The 12,531-nt window shown below is 44.6% G+C and carries 10 protein-coding genes; all 10 read right to left on the bottom strand.

Annotated elements, in window-relative coordinates; genetic code table 11:
- Window positions 1-34 precede the first annotated feature (34 nt).
- The 10 genes from ftsQ to ftsI are packed head-to-tail and all read right to left on the bottom strand — an operon-like array spanning window position 35 to window position 12,531.
- Entirely contained in the window at window positions 35-844 is an 810-nt protein-coding gene (gene ftsQ, locus P3L44_RS06200; protein ID WP_094961367.1) for a cell division protein FtsQ, read from the bottom strand.
- 1 nt (window position 845) lies between these two features.
- Window positions 846-1,766 carry a D-alanine--D-alanine ligase gene (locus P3L44_RS06195; RefSeq protein WP_096863184.1) on the bottom strand — a complete coding sequence of 307 codons (921 nt, stop codon included), beginning with the start codon at window positions 1,764-1,766 and terminating at the stop codon, window positions 846-848.
- Between the two features lie 2 nt (window positions 1,767-1,768).
- Window positions 1,769-3,232 (bottom strand): UDP-N-acetylmuramate--L-alanine ligase, encoded by a 1,464-nt coding sequence (gene murC, locus P3L44_RS06190; protein WP_140171031.1) that lies wholly within the window; start codon window positions 3,230-3,232, stop codon window positions 1,769-1,771.
- Window positions 3,233-3,278: 46 nt separating this feature from the next.
- Entirely contained in the window at window positions 3,279-4,352 is a 1,074-nt protein-coding gene (murG, locus tag P3L44_RS06185; RefSeq protein ID WP_140171033.1) for an undecaprenyldiphospho-muramoylpentapeptide beta-N-acetylglucosaminyltransferase, read from the bottom strand.
- Complete coding sequence (ftsW, locus tag P3L44_RS06180) at window positions 4,349-5,542, bottom strand: cell division protein FtsW (protein ID WP_272662102.1); 1,194 nt, start codon at window positions 5,540-5,542, stop codon at window positions 4,349-4,351. Before ftsW ends, murG begins: the two co-directional genes overlap by 4 nt.
- Window positions 5,542-6,852 carry a UDP-N-acetylmuramoyl-L-alanine--D-glutamate ligase gene (gene murD / locus P3L44_RS06175; protein WP_140171037.1) on the bottom strand — a complete coding sequence of 437 codons (1,311 nt, stop codon included), beginning with the start codon at window positions 6,850-6,852 and terminating at the stop codon, window positions 5,542-5,544. The genes ftsW and murD overlap by 1 nt, the downstream gene beginning before the upstream one ends.
- A gap of 1 nt (window position 6,853) precedes the next feature.
- Window positions 6,854-7,936 carry a phospho-N-acetylmuramoyl-pentapeptide-transferase gene (mraY, locus tag P3L44_RS06170; RefSeq protein ID WP_004262035.1) on the bottom strand — a complete coding sequence of 361 codons (1,083 nt, stop codon included), beginning with the start codon at window positions 7,934-7,936 and terminating at the stop codon, window positions 6,854-6,856.
- Window positions 7,930-9,294 carry a UDP-N-acetylmuramoyl-tripeptide--D-alanyl-D-alanine ligase gene (gene murF / locus P3L44_RS06165; RefSeq protein ID WP_136134543.1) on the bottom strand — a complete coding sequence of 455 codons (1,365 nt, stop codon included), beginning with the start codon at window positions 9,292-9,294 and terminating at the stop codon, window positions 7,930-7,932. Before murF ends, mraY begins: the two co-directional genes overlap by 7 nt.
- On the bottom strand, window positions 9,291-10,778 hold the full coding sequence (murE, locus tag P3L44_RS06160; RefSeq protein WP_140171039.1) for a UDP-N-acetylmuramoyl-L-alanyl-D-glutamate--2,6-diaminopimelate ligase: 1,488 nt from the start codon (window positions 10,776-10,778) through the stop codon (window positions 9,291-9,293). The genes murF and murE overlap by 4 nt, the downstream gene beginning before the upstream one ends.
- Window positions 10,765-12,531 carry a peptidoglycan glycosyltransferase FtsI gene (gene ftsI, locus P3L44_RS06155; protein ID WP_004262040.1) on the bottom strand — a complete coding sequence of 589 codons (1,767 nt, stop codon included), beginning with the start codon at window positions 12,529-12,531 and terminating at the stop codon, window positions 10,765-10,767. The genes murE and ftsI overlap by 14 nt, the downstream gene beginning before the upstream one ends.

Genomic DNA, 12,531 nt, shown 5'->3' with positions numbered 1-12,531 from the left:
TTTTCTGCCTAATTTTTGTTATTAGTCATCGTCTTTATTGTAACTCCGGTGGAGCATCAACCAACAGTGGCGCCCAGCCCACCGCAGCACCACTGGAATAACGTAAGTCAACATAGTCAACGCGTTTATCCGTTGTTTGCTGCAAAAGCGGATACAGTTCAAGGAACCTATTTAACCGCTCTGACACATCTTTCTTACCCAATTCGATTCTAACATCGTTGTCTAAAATAATTTGCCATGCATTTCTGGCTGTCATCGATAGCGATTTTAGCTTTAGATTATGTGCAGCTAATGTGTTCTTAAAGACTGCGAACTCTTTAAGAACCTCTTTTTGGCTACCTTGTGGCCCATAAAGCAACACATAATCGCCTTTACCATTTTCACTAACCGGTAAGTTAAATACCCGACCTTGTTCATCCACCATGTTTTGGTCGTTCCACCTAGCGAATGGGCGGTATTCAACAATATGAATTTTCAATTCATCTGGCCATTGTTTACGCACAGTCACTTGGCGTACCCATGGCATCATGCTTATTTGCTTCTGGATAGCGTTGACATCGACGGTCATAAACGTCCCCGGCTGCCCTAGCGCTAAAATAGCCTTTCTAACATCATCATTTTTGGTGTAATGGCGCTCACCCGTTAACACTAACTTGGACATCGGCAGCCGATCCGCATCTTTCATCCAAGTCATTACCATCCAACCACTCCAGATGATAGTGCCAACCACAAATAGGAAGAAAAATAACCCACCTAAAAATGCACCATTACTAGGTCCTCCTGAACGAGGATCCTCATCGTTCTTTTGATTATGATGCCTAACATTTAGTGCTGCTTGTGACATATCAACGAGCCAATCTCAAAATTTGCACAACTAACTGTGAAAAACTCATACCTGCCTGACGAGCAGCCATCGGTACTAGGCTATGGCTTGTCATACCTGGCGATGTATTAACTTCCAACAGATAAAATTGGCCATCGCTGCCTTGCATTACATCAACTCGCCCCCAGCCTTCACAACCAACAACTTGGTAAGCTTTCAGCGCTAAGTCTGCGAGTTCTGACTCAAGCTGTTCATCTAAACCACTCGGGCAAAAATATTGAGTTTCATCAGATAAATATTTCGCTTCGTAGTCATAAAAAATACCTGGTGGTTGAATACGAATTGACGGTAGAGTGTTGCCTCCTAACACCGCGACCGTGAACTCAGGACCACTCAGCCATTTTTCAATTAACAACGTTTCATCAAATTGAAACGCAAGATCCAGTGCAGCAGGCAATGCCTCTAAGTTATCAACTTTACTCATACCAACACTGGAGCCTTCAAGGCTTGGCTTCACGATAAGAGGTAATCCGAGAAATTGCACTTTAGCGACAATTTGCTCATAAGAAGCCTGCTTATACTGCTGCTTTGTTAAGTAAACATACGGCGATACACTTAACCCTGCACCTTGCCATAATTGTTTTGTTCTCAACTTATCCATACTCAGCGCTGAAGCCATAACACCACTGCCGGTATAAGGCAGATTTAGTGTTTCTAACAGCCCCTGTAATGTACCGTCTTCACCACCGCGGCCATGTAACGCAATAAAAACTTTATTGAAACCTGCATCTTTCAATGTTTCTACAGGGAAATCTTGAGGGTCGATAGGATGTGCATCAATACCTGCTTGGCGTAGCCCTGCCAGCACAGCATTTCCTGACTGAAGTGAAACTTCACGTTCAGCAGATGAGCCTCCTAATAGAACCGCAACTTTCTCTGTCATTTTTATTCCTCAATCATCGGTGGCTGTAATTTTGCTTCTGCTAGGCTTTTGGCTATTTTACCAATATTTCCTGCGCCTTGAACTAAAATTAAATCATTTTCATCAAGAGTTTGAGCTAAAATATGTGGAATTTGTTCAATATCTGCAACATAAATAGGATCAATCTGACCACGACCACGAATTGAGCGGCACAATGAGCGGCTATCCGCACCCGGCACATGCTTTTCGCCCGCTGAATATACGTCTAACATTAGCAGCACATCAACCTGCCCCAAAACATTCACAAAATCATCGTATAAGTCACGAGTACGGGTATAACGATGCGGTTGGAATACCATAACAATGCGTTTATCTGGCCAACCCGCTCTCGCAGCTTTAATCGTTGCATCCACTTCTGTTGGGTGGTGGCCATAGTCATCGACTAGCATCACTTCACCCTCTTTGCCATTCACATTACGCAGAGGGAAATTCCCTAAGAAATCAAAGCGGCGCCCCGTACCTTGAAACTCAACTAGTGCAGATAAAATATGTAAATCGTCAATACCTTCTTCTGTGGCAACAGCTACTGCGGCTGTCGCATTGAGCGCATTGTGACGTCCCGGTGCATTTAGAACCACAGTCAGCTCTGGCATATTTTCACGAGCAATGGTGAAAAAGCCTTGATTTCCTTTTTGCTCATATTGCGTAATACGCACATCAGCATCTTCACTAAAACCATAAGTAGTAATGTAGCGACCAATTTTAGGTAGCAACGAACGAATGACAGGATCATCAATACACATTACTGCACGCCCGTAGAACGGCAGATTATGCAAGAAATTAATAAATGTATTCGTTAAATTATCGAAGTCGCCTTGGTAAGTATCCATATGGTCAGCTTCGATATTTGTCACGACCGCAACTAACGGTTGCAAATGTAAAAACGATGCATCGCTTTCATCGGCTTCTGCAATCAAGTAACGGCTACTACCTAAACGTGCGTGTGTTCCTGCTGATTTAACTAACCCCCCATTCACAAATGTGGGGTCAAGACCTGCTTGTGCATAAATCCCAGAAATCATTGCTGTAGTGGTCGTTTTCCCGTGGGTACCTGCAACGGCAATACCATGACGGTAACGCATTAATTCAGCCAACATTTCCGCACGACGAATAACAGGAATACGCAATTCTTTGGCGGCTTGAATTTCAGGGTTCTCACTCGAGATAGCCGTTGATACGACAACAACACTCGCGTCTTCAACGTTCTCTGGGCGGTGATTAAAGTAAATCGTTGCCCCTAATGCGGTTAATTGTTGAGTCACTGCATTCGGTGCTAAATCTGAACCACTAATTTCATAGCCTTCATTTGCCAACACTTCAGCGATACCACCCATGCCAGCACCGCCGATGCCGACAAAATGGATGTGCCTAACTCTTCTCATTTCTGGCACTGATGTTCTTAATTTCGCTAATTGTTGTGTATTCACTATATTTCTTCGCTTCTAATTAATTCGATATCAATTATGGCTAATATTATTTAGCCACTTCGCAAATCACGGTAGCAACTCGCTCAGTTGCGTCTGTAATTGCACAGCTATGCGCTTTTTCGGCCATTGAGAGTAATTCGTTTCTATCCCATTGTTCTAATAAGCTCGCCACAGCATCTGCGGTAAATTGTGATTGTTCTAAAATTTTAGCCGCTCCCGCTTTTTCTAGCGGTAATGCATTCCAATATTGTTGACGATCTTTATGTTGAAAAGGCACAAAAATAGCCGGTAAACCTGCGGCTGCAATTTCACTTACGGTTAGTGCGCCAGACCGACAAACAACAATATCTGCCCATGCGTAAGCTTGCGCCATATCATCAATAAATTCAGTAACTTTATACTCAGAATTGACTGAAACTTGCATGTGCTCATTATACAATGCTTCTGTCGATTCCTTACTGCCTTTTCCCGCTTGATGCCAGATATTTAACTGTTTGCCTACTTTTTCAGCAACCAGAGGCATCACTTGATTTAAAATCCGTGCCCCTTGGCTACCACCGACAACCAATACGCGTATAGCGCCTTCTCGGCCTGCTAAACGTTCCTGTGGTGCAGGTAGAGCCAAAACATCTTCCCGTACTGGATTCCCTACAACTGGTGCGTCAGGAAATGCCCCCGGAAAGGCTTGTAATACTCTTTTGGCAATTCGAGATAGCCATTTATTCGTTAACCCTGCAATACCATTTTGTTCATGAAGCACCACGGGTACACCACATTGCCATGCCGCAATACCACCGGGCCCCGAAACATAGCCTCCCATGCCTAATACAGCATCTGGCTGATAACGCTTGATAATTGTTTTTGCTTGGCGAATTGCTTTATAAATACGCCATGGCGCCCCCAGTTGGGCGGCAATGCCTTTACCCCTGAGGCCAGAAATTTGAATAAATTCAATATCGATACCGTGTTTAGGCACTAATGTTGCTTCCATTCGGTCAGCCGTGCCTAACCAACGGATTTCCCACCCTTGAGCCTGCAAATAATGTGCCACGGCTAAACCTGGAAAAACATGTCCTCCAGTTCCACCTGCCATGACGAGTAATTTCTTTGCCTGACTCATTTAGTGCTCCTTACAAACGCCTGCGCTTTTTCAAGGCGTGTTTCAAAATCAATTCTCAGTAATATCGCAATGGCAGCAGCCATTACCAGTAAACTCGAACCACCATAACTAATTAATGGCAATGTTAACCCTTTTGTCGGTAACATACCGGATGCAGCCCCAACGTTAACTAAGGCTTGGAAGGTAAACCAAATACCAATTGAACAAGCTAAATAACCACCGAATAATTGGTTTGACATCAATGCGCGACGGCCAATCATCATTGCTCTAAATGCCAACATAAAGACCATCAGCAGAACCAATACAACGCCAAAGTACCCGAGCTCCTCAGCTAAAACCGAGAAAATAAAGTCTGTGTGTGCTTCTGGCAAATACTCTAATTTTTGTACTGAATTACCAAGCCCTTGCCCAAACACTTCACCACGACCAAAAGCCATTAAAGATTGGGTTAGCTGATAACCACTGCCAAACGGGTCATCCCACGGGTTCAAAAACGATGTAACACGACGTAAGCGGTACGGCTCGAACCAAATCAAAGCCAATACCCCCACTGCGCAAGCGGCAATACCAATAATAAACGGCGCTAACCTTGCGCCCGCTAAAAATAACAATCCCAGAGTGGTAACCACTAATACGATAACGGTCCCTAAGTCAGGCTGTAATAAAAGCAATGACGCCATAACAATCAAAATACACATCGGTTTAATAAAGCCAAGAAAACGGGTTCTGACTTCATCGGATTTACGCACCAAGTAACTGGACACATAGCAAAACAACGTAAATTTCGAAATTTCTGCTGGTTGAATTTTTACCAAACCGATGTCTATCCAGCGTGATGCCCCGTTAACTGAACTTCCTGCAACCAGCACCACCAATAGCATGCCAAGTGAAACCATCAAAAAAATGAAATTGTACTTTTCCCAAACTGCCATCGGGATACGCATGACACCCAACGCTAAAATAAATGCGATAACGATATACACCACATCACGCTTAGCGAAATAGAACGGGTCTTCTGTTAAGCGTTGGCCAACTGGCATGGAAGCGGATGTGACCATGATAAAACCCACTGCGGCTAAACCGAATGCCAACCACACTAATGTACGGTCGTAAAGCGTTGAGCCTGAAATCACGCCATTTTTTTCACCAATGACCCAATTTTTTAAACGCATCGCACCCGGTATCGTCATTAACCTAACTCCTGGGCTAATTGAGCAAAGACAGTTCCACGCTGCTCAAAACTTTTAAACTGATCCAAACTGGCACATGCAGGGGATAACAGCACCATGTCCCCCGCTTTTAATTGTGGCGCAATTTGGCGTAAGCTTTGTTCCATAGTCTCAGTCAATACTGATTTTTCAGGTGCCATATAAGCTAATGTTTTCCCATCGCGACCAAAGCAATATAAGCGGTAGTTATCAGCAGCAATATATTGTTTTAATGGTGAAAAATCAGCTGACTTGCCATCCCCACCTAATAATAAATAGATATTGCCATCCACATGTAACCCATTTAACGCCGCTTCTGTACTTCCAACATTTGTGGCTTTAGAGTCATTAATCCAGCGAACACCGTTATTGAATAACACTAATTCGAAACGATGTGCTAACCCCTTATATTCTTTCAATACTTGAAGGCAAGCTGGGCGAGGAATATCCACTGCATCCGCCAATGCTAACGCGGCTAACGCATTAAGGTAATTGTGTTGGCCGGTTAAGTGCATTTCATTGACATCTAATAGCTCTTTTCCTTGAGCCACTAACACCCGTTTTTGGGTATCAAAGAAATAATCACCACTATTTAAGCCAAAGCTAATGCATTCATCCAAAGTATGATTAGCGGGTAAGGTCAGTATATCTTGTACGTTAACAATGCAGTTTTGAGCATTGTGATAAATTTTTAATTTCGCTTCACGGTACTGTTCTAGACCTAATGGATATCTATCCATATGATCTTCACTAATATTTAAGACTGTCGCGGCGGTCGCTTCTAGGCTTGAGGTGGTTTCTAATTGGAAGCTGGAAAGTTCTAAAACGTACAGATTATGCCCTGCATTGAGTAATGAAAGTGCTGGCGTACCAATGTTGCCACCTACACCAACTGAAATACCCGCTGCTTTAGCCATTTCTCCAACCAATGACGTGACAGTGCTTTTACCATTTGAACCTGTAATCGCGACAATCGGTGCATCTGCTTCACGGCAAAATAATTCGATATCACCCACAATTTCGATGCCATTTTCTGCGGCCTGCTGTAATTGAGGGGTCGCTAACGCGATTCCTGGACTAGCAACAATTAAATCGGCGGCCTGTAACCAGCTATTATTCAAACTACCACTATGGCACTCTACATTTTCTGGGAGTTTATCTACACCAGGCGGTACTGCACGGGTATCCATAACGCGAGGCACCACGCCGCGCTCAAGGAAAAAGTGAACGCAAGATAGGCCGGTGATCCCCAGCCCAATAATAACGACGTTCTTACCCTGATAATCAACCATCTTAACGCACCTTCAAGGTTGCCAGCCCAATCAGGACTAGCATTAACGAGATAATCCAGAAACGCACGATAACACGTGGTTCTGGCCAACCCTTCAATTCATAATGGTGGTGAATTGGTGCCATACGGAAAATACGTTGTCCACGCAATTTAAATGAACCGACTTGTAAAATAACTGACAGCGTCTCAACGACGAACACACCGCCCATAATCACTAATAAAAACTCTTGGCGCAGTAATACCGCAATAGTCCCTAGTGCACCGCCAAGCGCCAATGAGCCGACATCGCCCATAAATACTTGCGCTGGGTATGTGTTAAACCATAAGAAGCCTAACCCTGCCCCCACAATGGCAGTACAGACAATCACCAGTTCACCTGCATGGGGTAAAAATGGAATATGTAAGTAACTGGCAAAGTTGACGTTACCTGTTGCCCATGCCACTAATGCAAAACCTGCGGCAACAAATACCGTTGGCATGATAGCTAAGCCATCCAAGCCATCGGTTAGGTTTACTGCGTTACTGGTTCCAACAATCACAAAATAGGTCAGCAAAATATACAACATGCCCAGTTGTGGCATTACGTCTTTAAAAAATGGTACAACTAACTGAGTTGCTGGGGTATCTTTACCAATCGCGTACATGGAAAAGGCAACAATTAACGCAATCACGGATTGCCAGAAATATTTCCAACGCGCGATTAAGCCACGAGTGTCTTTACGAACCACTTTCCGGTAGTCGTCAACAAAACCGACAATGCCATACCCAACTAGCACGAGTAGTACACACCAAACGTAAGGGTTGTCTAATCGAGCCCATAACAATGTTGAAACGGTAATTGAAAATAAGATCAATAACCCGCCCATAGTTGGGGTCCCACGCTTACTAAAGTGAGACTCAGGGCCTTCGTTACGAACGACTTGACCAATTTGCATTTTCTGCAGGTAAGCAATTAAATGAGGCCCCATCCACAGAGCAATGGCGAGTGCCGTCAGCAAACCGACAATGGCCCTGAACGTCAAATAAGAAAAGACGTTCAGAACAGAAAACTTGTGGACTAACATTTCGGCAAGCCAGACTAACATTCGAAGCACTCCTTCAATGCATTCACAACATCTTCCATCGCGGAGCTGCGTGAACCTTTAACTAAAATAGAAACAACGTCCTTCTGCTGCGCTAGCGGAATTAGTCGGGTTAATAAATCTGCTTTCACTGTGAAGTGCTCACCACACTCACTAAATTGGCTGATCAACTCACTTAACTGACCAACACTGAATACCTTATCTAAACCCGCCTGCTTAGCGGCAACACCTACACGTTGGTGGCAATCTTCGGCATAATCACCCAGTTCCCCCATATCCCCTACCACTAAGATGCGGTAACCCGGCATTTTTTCGAGGACCTGAATTGCTGCGATCATTGAGCCATCATTGGCGTTATAAGTGTCATCTAATACCACTTTGTGTTCACTCAAGCGCACAGGGTATAAACGCCCAGGTACCGCTTGCGTTTTTGCTATGCCGTTTTTGATATCTTCTAGGCTAGCGCCGACAGAAATCGCCAATGCACTTGCCGCTAACACATTAGCAATGTTATGCCGCCCTGGTAATGGCAAGGTGATATCGACACTACCAACAGGGGTATGTAACACAAAATCTGTTGTTAGCTGTTTCACTTGAATATCAGAAGGATAGAAATCCGCTTTTGCTTGTGAAGTTAGCGAGTAATACCAAACAGTTTGGCGTGGCTGAAACTGCCATTTTTCACTGTAGCTATCAAGGTTAACAATTGCGGTTCCTTCTTCTGGAACACCTTGGTAAATTTCACCTTTGGCTGTCGCAACCCCTTCCGGTGAACCAAAGCCCGCTAAGTGCGCAGCAAATAAATTGTTAACTAACGCCGCTTCTGGTTTAACAATATTGGTTGTGTAGGCGATTTCATTTGGGTGATTAGCACCCATTTCTATCACAGCGAATTCATCATCATTTGTTAAACGAAATAGTGTCAAAGGCACACCAATATCGTTGTTTAAATTACCGGCGGTATATAAGGTTTTACCGCGCTCAGATAAAATGGATGCGGTCATTTCTTTAACAGATGTTTTGCCCGAAGAGCCCGTCAAGCCAACGATTCGAGCTCTGCTCTGCTGACGAACCCATGCAGCCAATTGGCCCATCGCAATACGCGAGTCTTTCACGATAACTTGAGGGCAATCTACATTCAGCTTGCGCTCAACAAGTAACGCTTTAGCTCCCGCAACCACCACTTGTTGTGCGAAATCATGGGCGTCAAAGCGTTCACCTTTTAAGGCAATAAATAGGCAATTTTCAGCAATTTTGCGGCTATCGGTACTAACAGAGCTAATCAAAACATTGGTATCTGGAGCAGACTCAATCTGCCCTTGGGTAATCTGTGCCAGCTGAGCGAGTGTTAAAGAGATCATGCGATTACCCCCAACAAACGTGCCACCGTTAAACGGTCGGAGTAATCTAGCTTGCGCTGACCAATAATTTGATAATCTTCATGACCTTTGCCGGCAATCACAATCACATCATCAGGAGATGCCTGCAAAATGGTGTTTGTCACTGCTTCTGGACGACCTGGAATGGCCAAGGCACGGCTGGAATCTAATAGTCCAGCCATGATGTCATTAATAATGTCGATAGGGTCTTCGCTGCGCGGGTTGTCATCTGTGATCACGATTTTATCTGCATATTCTTCTGCTGCGGCTCCCATCAGAGGGCGCTTACCTTTGTCACGGTCACCACCGCAACCAAATACACACCATAATTGCCCTTTGCAATGTAAGCGTGCTGCCGCTAAGGCTTTTTCTAAGGCATCAGGAGTATGCGCATAATCAACAACAACTGTCGGTTTATTCGGTGCACTAAACACTTCCATACGGCCGCAAACTGGTGACAATGAAGATGTAGCAGCCAGCAGTTTGTTTAACGGATAATCCATCATCAGCAAAGTTGCCATTGCCACTAATAAGTTGCTGACATTAAATGCTCCCATCAATGGGCTTTCAAAGTCACCATTTCCCCATGAGGAATCAAAATGGATAGTAGCGCCTTTGTCGTGGTATTCCACTTCCGTTGCTTTTAACCATGGACCTTGCCAATCTTGAGGAATTTTGTTTTCCATGGTCACCGCGCACGCTTGTGGTAAACGCTGCAGCCACTTCAAACCAATCGCATCATCCGCATTGATAATTTGCGATTTTGTATTATGTGTGGAAAACAATAGCCATTTCGCGGCTTCATAGCTTTCCATATCGCCGTGATAATCAAGGTGATCACGGCTTAAATTAGTGAACACAGCAGCATCGAACTGTAAGTCTGCGACACGGCCTTGTACTAATCCATGGGAAGAAACTTCCATCGCTGTTAATGTTGCTTTTTGGTTCAATAACTGGGTCAATTCAAGTTGAATATCTACCGCAGAGCCCGTGGTATTTTCGCTTGGTGACACATGGCCTAATAGGCCATTACCCACGGTTCCCATTACTGCACTAGTTTCCCCTAGCCCTTGAGCCCACTGAGCAATTAATTGTGTGGTGGTGGTTTTACCGTTAGTCCCCGTCACACCAACGAGTTTCATTCTTGCAGAAGGTTGGTGGTAAAACTCACCGGCCAGTGCAGATAAACGGTTATTCAGGTCATTCAAATAAATAACAGGTACGCCATGAACGAAACGAATTTCGCCTTCAACGGCTTCACCTTCCGCCTCTGCTATTACAGCGGAAACCCCTTGAGCAATCGCTTGAGGAATATAGTGTCGCCCATCCGATTGATGACCTTTTATTGCAATAAACAGATCGCCCGCGGCAGCCTTTCGACTGTCTAGCGTCATCTCACGCAGTGAGATTGGAGTTGTGCTCACACCAAAGGGTGAGAGTAGATCACAAAGATTACGATCTGCCACTTTTAACCTCTTTTTGACTATTTACGATTTCATTTTGTTCGTTTGGTTGCAATGCGTCGGGTTCAACGTTCATCAACCGCAAGACCCCACCCATGATTGAGCCAAATACGGGGGCAGAAACCGCACCACCATAGTATTTACCTGCACTTGGCTCATTGATAAGCACAACTAACGCATAGCGTGGATTACTCGCAGGCGCAACACCTGCGGCATAAGCTAAATATTTATTAACATAGCGCCCTTCAGGGCCCACTTTTTTTGCTGTACCGGTTTTAATGGCAATGCGATAGCCTTTAATGGCTGCTCGAGCTCCCCCGCCGCCGGGTAGAGCTACACTCTCCATCATATGCACCACAGTACGCATAATTGGCTCAGGAAAAACACGCGTCCCTGGCACGGGAGGGTCAACTTTAGTGATTGATAGAGGCCGGTAAATACCGAAACTCCCTATCGTTGCATAGGCTCGCGCTAACTGTAACGGTGTTACCATTTGCCCGTAGCCAAAAGAAAAGGTGGCCCTTTCTAAATCAGACCACCGTGTTTTTTTACTTGGAAAGATGCCACTACTTTCCCCGACTAACCCCAGATTAGTCGGCTTGCCAAACCCAAAGCGGCTATACACATCCACCAGCTCAGTGGCAGGCATCGCTAACGCAAGTTTTGAAACACCTACGTTACTCGACTTCTGTAAAATCCCAGTAATAGTTAGCTCAGCGTATCGTGCTACGTCTTTGATCTCATGACCACTAATACGATACGGATAAGTATTAATTACTGAGTTTTCTTTAATAATTTTGTTATGTAGCGCACTCATTACCACCATAGGTTTTACTGTTGAGCCCGGCTCAAAAATATCCGTAATGGCGCGGTTACGCATCGCATCCATTGATGTACCCGTTAAATTATTTGGGTTATAGGATGGGCTATTCGCCATTGCTAAAATTTCACCGGTATGAACATCAACTAAAATTGCCACACCCGATTCCGCTTTATTTTCCTGCACGCCACGTGTTAATTCACGGTAAACAATGGATTGAATACGTTCATCAATGCTTAATGTCAGATTATGCGCAGCTTGGCTGTCAATAGACGAAATGGTTTCAATCACTCGCCCATTACGGTCTTTACGGACTGTACGTTCACCCGGCGCACCTTTTAACCAACGGTCAAAGCTTTTTTCGACGCCTTCAATCCCTTCACCATCAATGTTTGTTACCCCCAACAAGTGAGCGGTAACTGGGCCTGATGGGTAATAACGACGAGATTCTTTGCGTAAGTAAATACCCGGTATTTTTAATTTTTTAACGTAATCACCAATAGATGGGTTAACTTGGCGCGCTAAATACACAAAACGGCCTCTTGGATTGGCCGATATTTTGCTCGTAATTTGTTCTAATGGAATTTCAAGTGCGTCTGCCAGTGCTTTCCAGTGTTCGTCATTGCTTATTCCCCCTTTTTCAAACACCTCTTTGGGGTCTGCCCAGATCGCATTGACTGGCACACTCACGGCAAGTTGCCGCCCTTCTCGGTCGCTAATCATTCCTCGTGATGTCGCAACTTCTTGCACTCGTAAAGAGCGCATATCGCCTTCTTTCACCAGTTTCTCTGGCGCAATAATTTGCAGATAAGCCACCCGCGTTAGCAACCCTGCTAACGCTAAGACAATGCATCCGCACAGCAAAATAAAGCGCCAGCGGACAAAGCTGGTACTTTCTTCTTGTTTCTTATTTTTCGCTGTTTTTGGTGCTTTCAT

Origin of the sequence: Providencia sp. PROV175, from assembly GCF_032707045.1 — a bacterium.
Lineage (GTDB): Bacteria > Pseudomonadota > Gammaproteobacteria > Enterobacterales > Enterobacteriaceae > Providencia > Providencia hangzhouensis.
The sequence above is the reverse complement of the archived record's forward strand: the minus strand, read 5'-3'. Positions and strand labels throughout refer to the sequence as shown.

What these genes read in the sequence shown, in the direction of transcription:
- murG (WP_140171033.1), bottom strand. Translation starts at nt 4,352, where the DNA reads ATGAGTCAGGCAAAGAAATTACTCGTCATGGCAGGTGGAACTGGAGGA.
- ftsI (WP_004262040.1), bottom strand. Translation starts at nt 12,531, where the DNA reads ATGAAAGCACCAAAAACAGCGAAAAATAAGAAACAAGAAGAAAGTACC.
- murD (WP_140171037.1), bottom strand. Translation starts at nt 6,852, where the DNA reads ATGGTTGATTATCAGGGTAAGAACGTCGTTATTATTGGGCTGGGGATC.
- murF (WP_136134543.1), bottom strand. Translation starts at nt 9,294, where the DNA reads ATGATCTCTTTAACACTCGCTCAGCTGGCACAGATTACCCAAGGGCAG.
- P3L44_RS06195 (WP_096863184.1), bottom strand. Translation starts at nt 1,766, where the DNA reads ATGACAGAGAAAGTTGCGGTTCTATTAGGAGGCTCATCTGCTGAACGT.
- ftsQ (WP_094961367.1), bottom strand. Translation starts at nt 844, where the DNA reads ATGTCACAAGCAGCACTAAATGTTAGGCATCATAATCAAAAGAACGAT.
- mraY (WP_004262035.1), bottom strand. Translation starts at nt 7,936, where the DNA reads ATGTTAGTCTGGCTTGCCGAAATGTTAGTCCACAAGTTTTCTGTTCTG.
- ftsW (WP_272662102.1), bottom strand. Translation starts at nt 5,542, where the DNA reads ATGACGATACCGGGTGCGATGCGTTTAAAAAATTGGGTCATTGGTGAA.